Source organism: Pantoea sp. EKM10T, assembly GCF_011800685.1.
Lineage (GTDB): Bacteria > Pseudomonadota > Gammaproteobacteria > Enterobacterales > Enterobacteriaceae > Pantoea > Pantoea agglomerans.
The window spans coordinates 1-15,007 of record NZ_JAALEU010000013.1 but is presented as its reverse complement, the minus strand read 5'-3'; the positions used below and the strand labels follow the sequence as shown (position 1 = coordinate 15,007).

The window sequence follows — 15,007 nt, the reverse complement described above, 5'->3', positions numbered from 1 at the left end:
TATAGCTCACGAAAGTGGCAAATACCCGTGCAAAATCCGCCCCGGATAACGCTTTCCCACGCTGTTTGTGAGGGTCTTCACTTGCTTTTGGATAATCGACCCAAAACAGCGAGACGAATTGCCTTAATGGTGGTCATTTGCACAATGCGCGACCCGCCCCGCCTCCCTATACTGAAGCTGGCAAACAAGGGCGTGACAGGTCAGATCATTACAGCGTGCCGCACAAGTACGGTACGACAGACGGGAAGGTGAGCGATGAACCCAAAAACAGATGAACAACCGCTCTATATCAAAGTCCATGAGCACGACAATGTGGCGATTGTGGTTAACAGCCTCGGTCTGCCAGCCGGTACGCAGTTTGCGGATGGCCTGACTCTCACAGAGCATGTGCCGCAGGGCCACAAAGTGGCGCTGAGCGCGATTAATCAGGGTGCAGAGATCGTGCGTTATGGCGAAGTCATTGGCTATGCATTGCGGGATATTGCCCAGGGCAGCTGGATTGATGAATCACTGGTTGCGCTGCCGGAAGCCCCTCCGCTGGAGAGTCTGCCGTTAGCCACTCAGGTTCCGCCTGATTTGCCGCCGCTGGAGGGCTATACCTTTGAAGGTTACCGCAATGCGGATGGCAGCGTAGGCACGCGTAACCTGCTCGGCATCACCACCAGCGTCCACTGCGTGGCCGGTGTGGTGGATCATGTCGTACAGATCATTGAACGGGATTTACTGCCGCGCTATCCGAACGTGGATGGTGTGGTTGCCCTGAACCACCTTTATGGCTGTGGGGTGGCGATCAACGCACCCGCGGCGGTCGTACCAATTCGCACCATTCATAACCTGGCGCTGAATGCGAATTTCGGCGGCGAAGTGATGATCGTCAGCCTCGGCTGTGAAAAGTTACAGCCAGAGCGTCTGCTGACTGGCACCCCCGACGTGCAGGCGATTTCGCTGGACGACCATGACATCGTGCGTCTGCAGGATGAAAAGCTGGTGGGCTTTGGCGCGATGGTCAATGAGATTCTGCAGGTGGCGGAGCGTCATCTCCAGCGGCTGAATCAGCGCCAGCGCGAAACCTGCTCTGCAGCAGAACTGATTGTCGGCATGCAGTGTGGTGGCAGCGATGCGTTTTCGGGCGTGACGGCAAATCCTGCAGTGGGCTTTGCCTCTGATCTGCTGGTGCGTTGCGGTGCCACCGTGATGTTCTCGGAAGTCACGGAAGTGCGTGATGCGATTCACCTGCTGACGCCGCGGGTGATTAATCAGGAAGTCGGTAAGCGCTTACTGGAGGAGATGGCCTGGTATGATAATTACCTCGACCAGGGCCAGACCGATCGCAGCGCTAACCCGTCGCCGGGCAATAAGAAAGGCGGGCTGGCGAACGTGGTGGAAAAAGCGCTTGGCTCGATCGCAAAATCGGGACGCAGCGCCATTGTTGAAGTGCTCTCGCCCGGCCAGCGGCCCACGCGACGCGGATTGATCTACGCGGCCACGCCCGCCAGCGATTTTGTCTGCGGTACACAGCAGCTGGCATCCGGTATCACCCTGCAGGTGTTTACTACTGGTCGCGGTACGCCTTACGGTCTGGCCGCGATTCCGGTGATCAAGATGGCGACGCGTAATGCGCTGGCAGAGCGCTGGCACGATCTGATGGACATCAATGCCGGGACGATTGCTACCGGTGAAGAGAGTATTGAGCAGGTGGGCTGGCGACTGTTTGAATTGATTCTGGATATCGCCAGTGGCAGAAAGCAGACCTGGTCCGATCGCTGGGGCATTCGTAATCAGCTGGCGGTGTTTAACCCGGCGCCTGTCACCTGACAGTGCACTCAACGGATATCGCCGTGCGCGCACTACAGGCTTATCTCTGTTAAGGCAGAGATAAGCCTGGCCTTGCAATCAGAGCTGCGCGCCCCAGGCTTCAACCCACGGCGAGGTAACCGCCTCCGGTTCCGGGTTTTCAGTGGCATCAACCAGTAACACCTCACCAACCCGCTGAGCGCCCTGCTCCTGCAGCAGCGCGTCAAAGGTTTTACCCGCGCCACAGAAATGGTCATAGCTGCTGTCACCCAGCGCAATCACGCCATAGCGCAGCGCGGGCTGATGACCGAGCTGATCTTTAATCGCATGGAACAGACCTGAAATCGTGTCGGGAAAATCGCCATGCCCGGTAGTAGAAGTGACAATTAACGCCACGTCGCTGGCATAGTTTTGCCAGTCAGCCAGCGTCGGATCGTCAAACACCGTTACGCTGTGCCCCTGCTGCTGCAGAATGGGCTCTGCTTCTTCCGCGACCAGTAGCGCATTGCCATATACCGTACCTACAAAAATGCCAATCTTTGCCATCTGCTTTCTCCCTTATTCTGAAACGTTATCCTGTCCTGGCGCTGCGTCAAACTCAACCCGCGGCACCTCAGGAATGCGATCCTGCCAGCCAAACTGGTTCATCAGATTCTGCCAGACGCCATCCAGTCCGGCGCGAAGCAGCAACGGTTCACCGGTTACCGGATGAGTTAATGCCAGGCTGCTGGCGTGCAGCATCAGGCGGTTAGCGCCAAAATGTTCGGCAGCACCCCGGTTCTGACGCAGATCGCCGTGCGCCGAATCGCCAATAATCGGATGACGCAGGTGTGACATATGACGACGCAGCTGATGCTTGCGACCGGTTTTAGGAGCCAGTTCAACCAGGCTATAACGCGAAGTGGGATAACGGCCAATGCCGACCGGCATCTCGACCGTTGCCAGTGACTGATAATCGGTGACCGCGGGCTGTGCGGTGCGCGCTTCCGTGGCGTGTTTATCGGCAATTTTATCCAGCTCTTCCACCAGCGGATAATCGAGCGTCCCGCTGCTCTCCAGCCAGCCGCGAACCACAGCATGGTAGGTTTTCTGCATCTGGTGCTGTTCAAACTGCAGCGAAAGCAGACGTCCGACTTCACTGGAGAGCCCCATCAGCAGTACCCCTGACGTGGGCTTGTCGAGACGATGCGCCGTAAACACATGCTGTCCAATCTGATCACGAACGGTCTGCATCACAAACACCGTTTCATGGCGATCCAGCCAGCTGCGATGAACCAGCCAGCCGCTGGGCTTGTTGACGGCAACCAGCCACTCATCCTGATAGAGTATCTCCAGCATCAGTGGGCAGCATCCGTGATTAACGCATCAAGTTGACGCAGGGTCAGCAACAGCGGCGCAATACCCGGCTGGTCAGGCACCAGAGCCACCTCATAATAGGGGGCCACGGCAAAATTTTGTGGTAGCGGATGTCGGGCCGCAATCAGGGCATGCATCCGCGGGACTAACACCCACTGGAGCCACTGCAGCGGCTCCAGCGTATCCAGGCAAAAGGGTTCGCGGCTCTCGAGCGCCCCCTCGGCCGGCGGGGTACTCTGCCAGAGATGATGCTCACGCATCACTGCTTCCAGTTGTTCCAGCCGTTGCGTAATCAATTGTTCAGGCGTCATGCGCCACCTCCGCGAGCAGTCAAAAATGGGCGGCAAGCATATCACTTGTTGGCACAGGCACAAAAAAAGGGAGCACTGTATAAACAGTGCTCCCGGTTCGTTTGCAGCCATCCCGCCACGTTAATGCTCCCTGCTCTTCCATGACAACTTGTCCAGTGCGAACTCCTGTCGCGCATCGTCCTGATGTATCCTTAGCATCCTGGCCCACCACCTCTTCTGAGGGGGTTCTCATTCTCCATCCTGGAGGTGTCCCTTGCTCAATCCTGAGCGATCCTGTTTCATCCTGAAACCTTCCGTGTGCCGTAAGCTCCGTTACGTTCCTGCCTCATGGCTTATCATCATCCTGACGATATCTTTTTCCTGAGCCTCCTGCAGTGCGAAACATTTTGACAGAACTCGTTACGCGCACAAGGTACTCACAGCAGAACTTTACGAAATGTGCGGCGTAAATTCAGATAAACGCCATTAAGTTGATGATTCACAATATTTTTACATCTCAGCCTTCCGGAAGTCTCACCTGTTATATAGCGATCTCTCACAGCACGTGTAAGAGATGTCTCACAAGACCAGGGGCAAATCACTGCAACTCAGATGATAACCGGTTGTAATGACTTAAGAAATATCTCAAGCGTTTCCGCTAATTTTACACGCTGTTTACCGCCGGGCTGCTCCAGAATCACTTCGCCGCTGAGATTAGAAAGCGAGATGATCTCCTGTTCTGACTCGGTGGTGGCGATAAACAGCGTAGGCGACTGTTTAAGGCGGCGCTGCATCACCAGATGCCCGATCAGATTCTCCTGTAAACGCAGGAAATCATCCTCACTCCAGACCTGTAAGAGTGTCAGCTGATTCTCACCAAAACTGGCCTGCATATCGCCGGCAAACTGCGTGGTATATAAAGCCGTGATCTGCGGCTGGAGCTGGATGTCGATCGCCCGCTCAACCGCATCCAGCGTCTGTGGCAGAGTAAAAGGCTGCGGCTGCCAGACGACCCGCTGATCGCGATCCTCCAGGGCACAGGGCGAAGGTACACCAAAGAGATCGCTGCTGGCCGGCGCATGCCCGGCCTGCTGAAGCCAGTGCTGGCAGTATCGGGTGGTAAAGTCGCGCAACGCGGCGGCAGTTTGCTGCATCATTCATATTCTCACTTCTGATGGGTTACACTTAGCCACTTTGATTAATTTTGGTGGTAACCGCAATGACTACTCACGAACAGGATCAGGCACTCAGCAACCTGACGCTGGGCAAACCCACAGCCTATCACGATCATTATGACAACAGCTTACTGCAGGCGGTACCGCGCAGCCTGAATCGTGAACCCCTTGGCCTGTTTCCCGATAGTCTGCCCTTTACCGGCAGTGATATCTGGACCCTGTATGAACTCTCGTGGCTCAACAGCAAAGGTCTGCCACAGGTTGCCGTTGGCGAAGTGGTGCTCGATGCACAGAGCCGCAACCTTATCGAGTCAAAAAGCTTCAAGCTCTACCTTAACAGTTTCAACCAGACCCGCTTTGCCGACTGGGGCGAGGTTCGTCAGACGCTGGAGCGGGACCTGAGTGCCTGTGCTGAAGGTGAAGCGCGGGTCGCGCTGTTCCGTCTCAATGAAGTGGAAGGTCAGCCCATCGGCCATTTTGAGGGGGTTTGTATTGATGAGCAGGATATCGCCATAGAGGATTACCGCTTCAATGCTGACTATCTGGCCGATGCTGCGGGCAGCGAAATCGTTGAAGAGACGCTGGTCAGCCACCTGCTCAAGTCAAACTGTCTGATTACCAATCAGCCCGACTGGGGCTCCGTGATGATTCGTTATAAAGGCCCGCGTATCGACCGTGAAGCGCTGCTGCGCTATCTGGTCTCATTCCGCCAGCACAACGAATTTCACGAGCAGTGTGTCGAACGTATTTTTAATGATTTGATGCGTTTCTGCCATCCGGAAGCGCTGACGGTGTATGCACGCTACACCCGTCGTGGCGGGCTGGATATCAATCCATGGCGCACTAATGTGCCCTTCTCGCCCGGTTTTTCGCGGCTGGTCCGTCAGTAGTTTGCGAGACTTCTCGCAGGCTGCGTGCACTAAGCGCAGTTCCGCTTGAGCTGTGCGGGCCGACAAGGCTACTCTGGTGATGGCGGCTACCTGCGGGTGGCCGACCAGGGATTTTCGTCACTGCCGTTGCAGTGCCAACACGCACCCAGGCGGGTGTAAAGGAGTTCATTTGATTACCCATATCAGCCCTCTTGGCTCAATGGATCTGCTTTCACAGCTGGAAGTCGATATGCTCAAGCGCACAGCCAGCAGCGACCTCTACCAGCTGTTTCGCAACTGCTCTCTTGCCGTGCTTAACTCCGGCAGCCAGACTGACAGCAGCCAGGAGCTGCTCTCCCGCTTTGAAAATTTCGACATCAATGTGTTGCGCCGTGAGCGCGGCGTCAAACTGGAGCTGATCAATCCACCGGAAGAGGCGTTTGTGGATGGCCGCATCATCCGTTCACTGCAGGCTAACCTGTTTGCGGTGCTGCGTGACATCCTGTTTGTCAGCGGTCAGCTCAACATGCCGGGTCGGTTCACTGCGGCTGAAGAAAATGACTCCGCCACTATCACCAACACCGTGTTTTCCATTCTGCGTAACGCGCGGGCGCTGCATATCGGCGAGTATCCCAACACCGTGGTCTGCTGGGGCGGTCACTCGATCAACGCCGTTGAGTACCAGTATTGCCGCAATGTCGGAACTCAGCTTGGACTGCGTGAACTGAACATCTGTACCGGCTGCGGGCCGGGCGTGATGGAAGCGCCAATGAAAGGGGCCGCCGTAGGCCATGCTCAGCAGCGCTATCGTGACAGCCGCTTTATCGGCCTGACCGAACCCTCCATCATTGCGGCAGAACCGCCGAATCCGCTGGTGAATGAGTTGATCATCATGCCGGACATCGAAAAACGTCTGGAAGCTTTTGTGCGCATTGCCCATGGCATCATCATTTTCCCGGGCGGCGTAGGGACCGCAGAAGAGTTGCTCTATCTGCTGGGCATCCTGATGAATCCGCAGAACAGCGATCAGGTATTACCGCTGATCCTGACCGGGCCGGAAGAGAGCGCCGACTACTTCCGCGTGCTGGATGATTTCATCGTTAACACCCTGGGCGAACAGGCGCGTAAGCATTATCAGATCATCATCAACGATGCAGCCGAAGTGGCGCGTCTGATGAAGAAAGCGATGCCGCAGGTAAAAGAGAATCGTCGCGAAACCGGCGATGCTTACAGCTTTAACTGGTCGATTCGCATTGAACCCGATCTGCAGGTGCCGTTCCTGCCAACCCATGAAAATATGGCGAATCTCAATCTCTACACCAATCAGCCACCCGAAAAGCTGGCTGCTGACCTGCGCCGCGCCTTCTCAGGTATCGTAGCCGGTAACGTCAAAGAGATGGGCATCCGCGAAATCCGTGAGAAGGGACGCTACAAACTCCATGGCGACCCCGACATCATGCACCGCATGGATGAGCTGCTTCAGGGATTCGTTGCACAGCAACGCATGAAACTGCCAGGCACCGCCTACATTCCCTGCTACGAAATTATCAAATAAACCAGGAGGCAGCCCCCGGGCTGCCCATACTCTCATGGCTCTTCATCTTGTTATTGTTGACGCGTTGAATCTGATTCGCCGTCTGCATGCGGTACAGGGCTCACCCTGTGTCGAAGGCTGCTTGGCCGCGCTGCGCCAGATACTGGGTCACGCCCATCCGACTCATGCGGTGGCGGTATTTGATGGCGAAGCGCGTCATCAGGGCTGGCGTCATCAGCTGCTACCCGATTACAAAAGCGGTCGCCCGCCGATGCCAGACGATTTACAGGCAGAGATGCCGGCGTTACAGGAGGCCTTTCGCGCCGCAGGCGTAAGCTGCTGGATAGCGGGCGAGGATGAGGCGGACGATTTAGCGGCGACGCTGGCGGTGAAAATGGCTCAGGCCGGACATCAGGCCACCATTGTTTCAACCGACAAAGGCTACTGTCAGCTGCTGGCACCCGAGATCCGCATCCGCGACTACTTCCAGAAACGCTGGCTTGATCTGCCTTTTATCGAGGCTGAATTTGGTGTGGCGCCACAGCGGTTACCCGACTACTGGGGGTTGTGCGGCATCAGCAGCAGTAAAATTCCGGGCATCACCGGCATCGGTCCGAAAAGCGCGAAACAGCTGCTGACAGAGTTTCACACGCTTGAAGGGATCTATCAGCAACTGGATCAGGTGCCAGCCAGATGGCGGGAGAAGCTCGCTGAGGGTCGGCAGATGGCAGAGATCAGCCGTCAGGTCGCAACCCTGAAGCGGGATCTGGTGCTGCAGGGCAATCTGAATACGCTGCGTTATACCGGCTGAGTGCCCTTGCACTCAGCCCGGCGATTAACGTTCGTCGCGACGACCACCGGCAGCCGCCCAGATTCGGCGCACATGTACCGTCACTTCTTCGCGGTCATGATAAAGCTGGCGGGCGCGAATCTGCACGTTAATGCCATTATCATCAAATCGTTCCTGCATCATGGCCAGATTCTGCGTCACCTCTTCATAGCGCTTTTTCATGGGCAACTTAAGGTTGAAGATCGCTTCACGGCACCAGCCGTTGACCAGCCAGTCGGTCATCAGGTTAGCCACGCGCACCGGCTTCTCCACCATGTCACACACCAGCCAGCTGATGTTGGTGCGTGGCGGACGGAATTTAAAGCCATCCGCTTTCTCGTGCATCACCTGGCCCGTATCCATCAGGCTCGGTGCCATCGGTCCGTTGTCCACCGCATATACCATCATGCTGCGCTGCACCAGCTGATAGGTCCAGCCGCCCGGACAGGCACCGAGATCCACGGCGTACATGCCGCTGGCTAAACGCTCATCCCACTCATCCGCAGGGATAAAGACGTGAAACGCCTCCTCCAGCTTAAGGGTGGAACGGCTTGGCGCATCGGAGGGGAACTTAAGGCGTGGAATACCCATGTAAAACGGCGAGCTGTTTTCCCGGATGGAGTAGCCGACGTAACAGGTGCCCGGTGCGATGAAAAACACATGCACGACCGGGCGTTTCGGGCTCTCATAATTCAACAGGATTTTGCTTTCACGCAGTGCCGAGCGCAGCGGCACGGTAAACTTGCGGCAGAACTTAGTCAGCTCTTTGGCTTCGTTGGTGTCTGGCACTTCAACACGTAGTTCTCCGCCCTTTTCCACTACGCCGGTCAGCATGCCGACAATCGGGGTAATGCGATCTTCCTGCGGCAGGTCACGCAGCATTTCGCCGACGACCAGCATCTGACGGGCAAAAATCAGCTCGTCAAACGGCAACTCACGTGCCAGCCGCTCAGCATCTTCAAACTGATAGCACTCAAACAGCACGTAGCCAGAGTCATCTTTAACCCGTGGAAAGCCGTAGATTTCACGTTCAGCCGCTTTGGCGCTGATTTCCGCCGCACACTCTTTTTCAAAACCGGGACGACAATAGAGTAAAACTTTATTCATGGCGTTCTGCCTTTCGTTTAAGACGCAGCGCGCCAATCAACATCAATACCCAACCGGCGAGGAAACAGACTCCGCCCACGGGTGTGATAAAAACCCAAAACTTCAGATGTGACAGCGCCAGACAATAGAGGCTGCCACTAAACAGCACGGTGCCGAGCGCCATCAGCGCACTGCTCCAGTAAAACCAGATATTGGCGCGGCGTAACATCGCAGCACCCAGCCCCATCACCGCTAAGGTGTGATAAGCCTGATATTCCAGCCCGGTATGAATCCAGGCCATTTCAGCCGCACCAAGCGACTGACTTAAAACGTGGGCACCAAATGCGCCAAAAGCCACCAACAGAAATCCGCTGATAGCCGAAAAAACAAACATGGCACGACTGGACATTAACCGATCCTCAGAGTCCTTTTGCATCTGAATGCAAATAAATCAATACGTTATTGTTGATAGCGAAAGCGGAATTTTTCTTGTTCGGTTGCAGCTTTTTCCAGGATCCACTGTCGGAAGGCGGCTATTTTACCCAGTTCTGCCTGACTGTCATGACAAACCAGATAAAAAGCGTTTTTACTGACTAATACATCATTAAACGGGCAGATTAATCGCCCCGCTTCTATTTCGCTCTGCGCCATGACGTTATTCGCCAGCGCCACGCCCTGACCATGAATCGCCGCCTGCAATACCATGGCGCTGTGGCTGAAGATTGGCCCCTGCTGCACATTGATATGCTGCAGGCCCAGTTGCCGGATATAAGATTGCCAGTCCCGGCGGGAGGCATCATGCAGCAGAGTAAAACGCGACAGATCCATCGGTGTTTTCAGCGGATTATCCCCGGTCATCAGCGACGGTGAACAGACCGGCAGCAGATATTCGGCATAAAGTTTTTCAACCCGCAGGCCGGGCCAGTTACCCCGGCCGTAAAAAATCGCCACGTCGACATCGTCGGCCAGTTTCTCTTCGTCGCGGTCAACCGCCTGGATACGCACGTCGATTCCCGGATAAGCCATATTAAAGCTGGAGAGGCGGGGAACCAGCCACTGAATGGCAAAGCTCGGCAGTAAACTAACGGTCAGCGCACCCTTGGCACTGCGTGCCTGCAGTTTGCGGGTCGCTTCGTTGATTGCCGAGAAAATCTCTTTGATATCGAGATAGTAGCTTTGTCCTTCTTCGGTCAGTAATAGCGAACGATTCCTCCGGCGAAATAGCTTTAACCCCAGAAAATCTTCCAGAGATTTAATCTGATGGCTTACAGCAGCCTGGGTGACAAACAGCTCTTCTGCGGCTTTGGTAAAGCTTAAATGGCGTGCAGCTGCATCAAAAACACGCAGTGCGTTGAGAGGAGGAAGGCGTTTCGACATGGTTTTCCGTATCCGGATCGGCAAAAAATACGCTGGCTTATACAAAGCGTTTACGTATTAGAATTTTTAATCCGAGGCATTATAATTTGTCCGTTGAGGAACCTCCAGCAAATACCTATAGTTGCCGCACTTCCTGAGCCGGAACGAAAAGTTTTTAGATTTGTGAGTGAGTTCGCAGATTTTCTGAAAGCTTTTGGCTTGTGGTCGTGATGTTGTGTTTGCAATTTTTGATCCGACGATTGCGGATCGAACTCTTAATTCCTGTAGATTTACCCTGTCTGTCCATAGTGATTTTTAAATAGCACCGCAAATTGCGGTGCTTTTTTTTGCTGCTTAGTTGCCAGACTCTACCATCTCTTTGACATCAGAGCGGTTGATTTGCTGCTCGTTGCCATTCGCATCTTTATAGCTGATCATGCCGGTATCGTTATCGACTTTAGGCTTGCCGGCAGCCACAATGGTGCGACCATCATTGGTATGCATCACGTAATTGCTTGAACAGGCACTCAGGGTAAAAGCCAGGGTACACACGGCCAGTACTGCGGTTAATTTTTTCATCTGCTATCTCCTTGTAGATTGATTGCATCAAACCACCCGCGTTACGCTAACCAGAGGCAGCCGATAAGTGAGATCGACTAGTAAACGTCCGATCGTTATGCGGGTTTGGTTCAAACCTTGCAATATTCAGCATAACGCGCTTTTCCAGCTTTGCCAGACGCAGACCATTCTTTCAGTGTGGTCCTAATTTTTCTTATCATGGACCAGGCATGACCGCATTTAATCCCACCGCATTTCGCCAGCAGTTTCCCGCACTCGCCGATGCAGGCGTTTATCTCGACAGCGCAGCGACCACGCTGAAGCCGCAGGCCGTCATTGACAGCACGCAGCAGTTTTACAGCCTCAGCGCGGGTACAGTCCATCGCAGCCAGTTTGCCGCCGCCCAGGCCTTAACCCATCGCTATGAGCAGGCGCGCAACCAGGTTGCCCGCTGGCTTAACGCCGCTGACGATCGTGAGATTGTCTGGACGCGCGGTACCACCGAAGCGATAAACCTGGTGGCGAACAGCTGGCTGCGCCCGCGCTTACAGCCTGGTGATGAGATTGTGGTCAGCGAGGCAGAACACCACGCCAACCTGGTGCCCTGGCTGATGACCGCGCAGGCGTGCGGTGCCCGCGTCGTAAAATGGCCGTTAGGCGCGGATCGCCTGCCGGATATCAGCCAGCTGCCCGCCCTGCTCAACAGCCGTACCCGCCTGCTGGCGGTCGGACAGATGTCGAACGTCACCGGCGGATGTCCCGCACTCGCTCAGGCGATCCCGCTGGCTCACGCCGTGGGCGCGAAAGTGATGGTCGATGGCGCACAGGGCGTGGTGCATTGCCCGCCTGACGTACAGGCGCTGGATATCGACTTTTACGCCTTTTCCGGACATAAGATTTACGGCCCGATGGGCATTGGCGCGTTATATGGCAAAGCGGAACTGCTGGAGGCGATGGATCCCTGGCAGGGCGGCGGTAAAATGATAACGGATGTCGATTTCAACGGATTTACGCCGCAGCCGGTGCCGTGGCGTTTTGAGGCTGGCACCCCGAATGTGGCGGGCGTGGTGGGCCTGAGTGCAGCACTGAGCTGGCTGGCGCAGTACGATCTGCCCGAAGCGGAGCGCTGGAGTCAGCAGCTTGCGACGCTGGCGGAAGAGCAGCTGGCGGAATTACCCGGTTTCCGCAGCTTCCGCTGTTCAAATGCCAGCCTGCTGGCATTTGAATTCGCTGGCCTGCATCACAGCGATCTGGTGACGCTGCTGGCTGAGCAGGGAATCGCCCTGCGCGCTGGCCAGCACTGCGCGCAGCCGTTGCTGGCGGCGCTGGGCGTCAGCGGCACGCTGCGGGCCTCTTTTGCACCCTATAATAATCTGCAGGATGTTGATGCGCTGGTGCGCGCTATGAAGAGCGCCATCTCGCTGTTATCGGAGTTTTGATTATGCATTCATCGCCGTTAGCGCCACACCCGTTTGGCGAACAGATTACCGTTGCCAGCCTGAAAGAGAGCTTTGGCCGCTTTCGTCAGTGGGAAGATCGTTATCGTCAGCTGATCCAGCTGAGCCGCCAGTTGCCTGCCTTACCCGGGGAACTGAAAACAGCAGAAATTGAACTGAGCGGTTGTGAAAATCGGGTCTGGCTGGGCAGCCAGTTACGCGAAGATGGCACGCTGCATTTCTATGGTGACAGTGAAGGACGTATTGTGCGCGGCCTGCTGGCCGTGCTGCTGACCGCCGCTGAGGGCCAGACGCCGCAACAGCTGCTGGCGATGGATCCCTTAAAACTGTTTGATGAACTGGGCCTGCGCGCCCAGCTCAGTGCCTCCCGCAGCAGCGGCCTGCAGGCGCTGGCCGCCGCAGTGGAGCACGCCGCGCGTCAGGCGCTGACGGCGTCCTGACGGGCAGCACGCGCCAGAAACTTCTTCAGCGCATGCGAGACGGCAACAAAGCCGAAGGTGGCGGTTACCATGGTGGCCGCGCCAAAGCCGGAGGTGCAATCCATTCTCTTCGGCCCCTCCGCTGTGCTGCGTGAAGCACAGACGCTGCCATCAGCCTGCGGATAGACCAGCGCTTCGGTAGAAAAGACGCAGTCGATGCCAAGTTTGCCCTTGCTGTTTTTCACCACGCCCAGGCTTTTCAGTCGTTCGCGCAGCTTCGCCGCCAGCGGATCCTGGATGGTTTTCGCCAGATCGGCGACCTGGATCTGAGTCGGATCGATCTGCCCACCCGCGCCACCGGTGGTGATCAGCGGGATCTTATTCCGGCGGCACCAGGCGATCAGCGCCGCTTTCGGTCGCACGCTGTCGATAGCGTCGATCACATAGTCGAAACCGGCTGCCATCAGTTCGGCGGTGTTCTCTGGCGTAATAAAGTCATCAATGCAGATCACTTCGCAGTCAGGATTAATCGCACGCAGCCGTTCTGCCATCACTTCCGTTTTAGCTTTGCCGACGTTGCCCTGCAGCGCATGAAGCTGCCTGTTGGTGTTGGTAATACAGACATCATCCATATCAATCAGGGTGATTTTACCAATCCCGGTGCGCACCAGCGCTTCCGCCGCCCAGGATCCGACACCGCCAATACCGATGACGCAGAAGTGTGCGTCAGCAAAACGTTGCAGCGCATCCTGGCCATAGAGACGCGCCGTGCCGCCAAAGCGCTGATGCCAGGCGTCATTTAACATTTTCATAGTTGAACCTGTTACGTCGTGCGGGCCCGAAGGCCCGCAGAGAAGAAATTAGTTAGCGCCGAGAAGCAGTGAACCATTATTACCGTTTTGCGGGCTGGAGAACAGCGGCTGTCCGGCACCCGGCGCGGCTTTAATTACCCAGACGCGTCCGTAGTGATTATAGAAGCCCGCCAGATGCGCGGCGTCCGGGCCAATACCCTGATAGATATCAAAGTGCTGGCCTTTAATCGCGCCACCCACGTCGAGTGCCACCATCAGGCGCATCTCATATTTGCCGTTGAATTTGCCATTCTCATTTAACTGCGGCACTTCAGCCAGCAGTACGGTGCCCGCCGGAATAATTGAGCGGTCAGACGCAACGGAGGCTTTCGCCACCAGTGGAACTGCACTGGCACCGCGCACCGGCGTAAATGGCTCAGCCTTAAAGAAGACGAATGATGGGTTGGTTTCCAGCAGCGCACGGACCTCCTGTGGTGAGTGCTCCTGCGCCCACTGACGAATCGCCTGCATCGACATATCTTCGCGCTTCACTTCACCGCGATCGATCAGCTCTTTGCCAATGCTGTGATAACCCCAGCCATTTTTACCGGCGTAACCAAAGAAGGTCATCGGGCGGCCATCGCCAAAGTCGACATAACCACTGCCCTGCACATCCATCATGAAGTTATCAATCAGGGAATTGCTGTAGGCGATGATGTAGCGGTCATCGAGTCCGCCACTATAGATAGAGGCGCGGCTCGGTAATTTTTCTCCGCGTTTGCGCGGAGGCATACGGTAGATGGGATACTGGAATTCACCCTGACGGGTGTAGCGCGCTTCCACTACCGGCGTGTAGTAACCGGTGAACTGCACGTTACCGTAGTTATCCGTACCCTCCATCTGCCAGGCGTTAAGCCCATACTGACGAAGCTGTCGGGTATCGGCACCCGCCATCAGCCAGCTCTCAATCGCGCTATAGGTGCCGTTCTGACGGCTATACAGGGCGGATGAGGCGGACTGAATCTGACGGACCTGCTCGCCAAAGTCTCTGCCATTAACCGGTGCGCCTTTGGCATTGGGCTGATTCACCAGCGCCAGCGGTTGTTCCAGTTTGCCATCTTTATATTGCTGACCGCGATCGGTCGGTTTGGAGCTACAGGCCGCCAGCAGCGTAATTAACGCGCCAGTGAGTGCATACTTCACCCAATGTGATTTCATTATCTTCTCTTTTTATAACTGTTCGCCCCGCGACGATAGCAAAGCCCCCGACAGAATGAAATGCATCCGCTCAGACGTCACGCATATCAGTTTAATAATTAACCAGATGGTTGAATCCTTCAGCAACTGGCTGTTAATTTGGCTTTTATCTGCAAAAAGGGGTTGCATGAATTAGCGCGGAGAGTATAGTGCGCTTCCACGGACGCGGGGTGGAGCAGCCTGGTAGCTCGTCGGGCTCATAACCCGAAGGTCGTCGGTTCAAATCCGGCCCCCGC

Annotated in this window: 16 protein-coding genes; 6 read left to right on the top strand and 10 right to left on the bottom strand. The window is 55.8% G+C overall.

Annotated features, from left to right (window positions below; translation table 11 throughout):
• Positions 1-255: 255 nt before the first annotated feature.
• Entirely contained in the window at positions 256-1,815 is a 1,560-nt protein-coding gene (gene garD / locus HFD95_RS19710) for a galactarate dehydratase (RefSeq protein ID WP_010672140.1), read from the top strand.
• Between the two features lie 78 nt (positions 1,816-1,893).
• Here the strand turns inward: garD and HFD95_RS19705 are convergent, their stop codons facing one another.
• The 4 genes from HFD95_RS19705 to syd form a co-directional block, all read right to left on the bottom strand.
• Positions 1,894-2,340: a flavodoxin gene (locus HFD95_RS19705; protein WP_010248594.1), complete on the bottom strand. Its 447-nt coding sequence runs from the start codon at positions 2,338-2,340 to the stop codon at positions 1,894-1,896.
• A gap of 12 nt (positions 2,341-2,352) precedes the next feature.
• Complete coding sequence (truC, locus tag HFD95_RS19700; RefSeq protein ID WP_033772508.1) at positions 2,353-3,132, bottom strand: tRNA pseudouridine(65) synthase TruC; 780 nt, start codon at positions 3,130-3,132, stop codon at positions 2,353-2,355.
• Positions 3,132-3,461, bottom strand: a complete 330-nt coding sequence (locus HFD95_RS19695; protein ID WP_022623807.1) for a YqcC family protein — start codon at positions 3,459-3,461, stop codon at positions 3,132-3,134. The genes truC and HFD95_RS19695 overlap by 1 nt, the downstream gene beginning before the upstream one ends.
• Before the next feature lie 587 nt (positions 3,462-4,048).
• On the bottom strand, positions 4,049-4,597 hold the full coding sequence (syd, locus tag HFD95_RS19690) for a SecY-interacting protein (RefSeq protein ID WP_167430635.1): 549 nt from the start codon (positions 4,595-4,597) through the stop codon (positions 4,049-4,051).
• Between the two features lie 62 nt (positions 4,598-4,659).
• Between syd and queF the strand changes: the two genes are divergently transcribed.
• From queF to xni, 3 genes are all read left to right on the top strand, one after another.
• Complete coding sequence (queF, locus tag HFD95_RS19685; protein WP_061901167.1) at positions 4,660-5,505, top strand: NADPH-dependent 7-cyano-7-deazaguanine reductase QueF; 846 nt, start codon at positions 4,660-4,662, stop codon at positions 5,503-5,505.
• A 169-nt stretch (positions 5,506-5,674) separates the two neighbouring features.
• A complete protein-coding gene (gene ppnN / locus HFD95_RS19680; RefSeq protein WP_010672144.1) occupies positions 5,675-7,039 on the top strand; it encodes a nucleotide 5'-monophosphate nucleosidase PpnN in 1,365 nt (454 codons plus the stop codon).
• Positions 7,040-7,073: 34 nt separating this feature from the next.
• Positions 7,074-7,829: a flap endonuclease Xni gene (xni, locus tag HFD95_RS19675; RefSeq protein WP_010672145.1), complete on the top strand. Its 756-nt coding sequence runs from the start codon at positions 7,074-7,076 to the stop codon at positions 7,827-7,829.
• 24 nt (positions 7,830-7,853) lie between these two features.
• Here xni and rlmM read toward each other — a convergent pair whose 3' ends face one another.
• The 4 genes from rlmM to HFD95_RS19655 form a co-directional block, all read right to left on the bottom strand.
• Entirely contained in the window at positions 7,854-8,954 is a 1,101-nt protein-coding gene (gene rlmM, locus HFD95_RS19670; RefSeq protein ID WP_010248609.1) for a 23S rRNA (cytidine(2498)-2'-O)-methyltransferase RlmM, read from the bottom strand.
• Positions 8,947-9,342, bottom strand: coding sequence for a DUF423 domain-containing protein (locus tag HFD95_RS19665; RefSeq protein WP_010248611.1), 396 nt, complete (start codon positions 9,340-9,342; stop codon positions 8,947-8,949). The genes rlmM and HFD95_RS19665 overlap by 8 nt, the downstream gene beginning before the upstream one ends.
• 50 nt (positions 9,343-9,392) lie before the next feature.
• On the bottom strand, positions 9,393-10,310 hold the full coding sequence (locus HFD95_RS19660) for a transcriptional regulator GcvA (RefSeq protein WP_003854641.1): 918 nt from the start codon (positions 10,308-10,310) through the stop codon (positions 9,393-9,395).
• A 333-nt stretch (positions 10,311-10,643) separates the two neighbouring features.
• The gene (locus HFD95_RS19655; protein WP_010248613.1) at positions 10,644-10,868 is read right to left on the bottom strand and encodes a YgdI/YgdR family lipoprotein; all 225 of its coding nucleotides are present in this window, start codon (positions 10,866-10,868) and stop codon (positions 10,644-10,646) included.
• Positions 10,869-11,077: 209 nt separating this feature from the next.
• On the opposite strand from HFD95_RS19655, the gene csdA reads away from it, so the two are divergent.
• Positions 11,078-12,286, top strand: coding sequence for a cysteine desulfurase CsdA (gene csdA, locus HFD95_RS19650; RefSeq protein WP_167430634.1), 1,209 nt, complete (start codon positions 11,078-11,080; stop codon positions 12,284-12,286).
• 2 nt (positions 12,287-12,288) lie between these two features.
• Entirely contained in the window at positions 12,289-12,744 is a 456-nt protein-coding gene (gene csdE, locus HFD95_RS19645) for a cysteine desulfurase sulfur acceptor subunit CsdE (RefSeq protein WP_167430633.1), read from the top strand.
• On the opposite strand, the gene tcdA is transcribed toward csdE, so the two are convergent.
• Together tcdA and mltA are read right to left on the bottom strand one after the other, a co-directional pair.
• Positions 12,723-13,535 carry a tRNA cyclic N6-threonylcarbamoyladenosine(37) synthase TcdA gene (gene tcdA, locus HFD95_RS19640; RefSeq protein ID WP_167430632.1) on the bottom strand — a complete coding sequence of 271 codons (813 nt, stop codon included), beginning with the start codon at positions 13,533-13,535 and terminating at the stop codon, positions 12,723-12,725. The genes csdE and tcdA overlap by 22 nt on opposite strands.
• 48 nt (positions 13,536-13,583) lie before the next feature.
• Entirely contained in the window at positions 13,584-14,732 is a 1,149-nt protein-coding gene (mltA, locus tag HFD95_RS19635; RefSeq protein WP_167430631.1) for a murein transglycosylase A, read from the bottom strand.
• Positions 14,733-15,007: the final 275 nt, after the last annotated feature.

What these genes read in the sequence shown, in the direction of transcription:
- garD (WP_010672140.1), top strand. Translation starts at nt 256, where the DNA reads ATGAACCCAAAAACAGATGAACAACCGCTCTATATCAAAGTCCATGAG.
- HFD95_RS19705 (WP_010248594.1), bottom strand. Translation starts at nt 2,340, where the DNA reads ATGGCAAAGATTGGCATTTTTGTAGGTACGGTATATGGCAATGCGCTA.
- truC (WP_033772508.1), bottom strand. Translation starts at nt 3,132, where the DNA reads ATGCTGGAGATACTCTATCAGGATGAGTGGCTGGTTGCCGTCAACAAG.
- HFD95_RS19695 (WP_022623807.1), bottom strand. Translation starts at nt 3,461, where the DNA reads ATGACGCCTGAACAATTGATTACGCAACGGCTGGAACAACTGGAAGCA.
- syd (WP_167430635.1), bottom strand. Translation starts at nt 4,597, where the DNA reads ATGATGCAGCAAACTGCCGCCGCGTTGCGCGACTTTACCACCCGATAC.
- queF (WP_061901167.1), top strand. Translation starts at nt 4,660, where the DNA reads ATGACTACTCACGAACAGGATCAGGCACTCAGCAACCTGACGCTGGGC.
- xni (WP_010672145.1), top strand. Translation starts at nt 7,074, where the DNA reads ATGGCTCTTCATCTTGTTATTGTTGACGCGTTGAATCTGATTCGCCGT.
- rlmM (WP_010248609.1), bottom strand. Translation starts at nt 8,954, where the DNA reads ATGAATAAAGTTTTACTCTATTGTCGTCCCGGTTTTGAAAAAGAGTGT.
- HFD95_RS19665 (WP_010248611.1), bottom strand. Translation starts at nt 9,342, where the DNA reads ATGTCCAGTCGTGCCATGTTTGTTTTTTCGGCTATCAGCGGATTTCTG.
- HFD95_RS19660 (WP_003854641.1), bottom strand. Translation starts at nt 10,310, where the DNA reads ATGTCGAAACGCCTTCCTCCTCTCAACGCACTGCGTGTTTTTGATGCA.
- HFD95_RS19655 (WP_010248613.1), bottom strand. Translation starts at nt 10,868, where the DNA reads ATGAAAAAATTAACCGCAGTACTGGCCGTGTGTACCCTGGCTTTTACC.
- csdA (WP_167430634.1), top strand. Translation starts at nt 11,078, where the DNA reads ATGACCGCATTTAATCCCACCGCATTTCGCCAGCAGTTTCCCGCACTC.
- csdE (WP_167430633.1), top strand. Translation starts at nt 12,289, where the DNA reads ATGCATTCATCGCCGTTAGCGCCACACCCGTTTGGCGAACAGATTACC.
- tcdA (WP_167430632.1), bottom strand. Translation starts at nt 13,535, where the DNA reads ATGAAAATGTTAAATGACGCCTGGCATCAGCGCTTTGGCGGCACGGCG.
- mltA (WP_167430631.1), bottom strand. Translation starts at nt 14,732, where the DNA reads ATGAAATCACATTGGGTGAAGTATGCACTCACTGGCGCGTTAATTACG.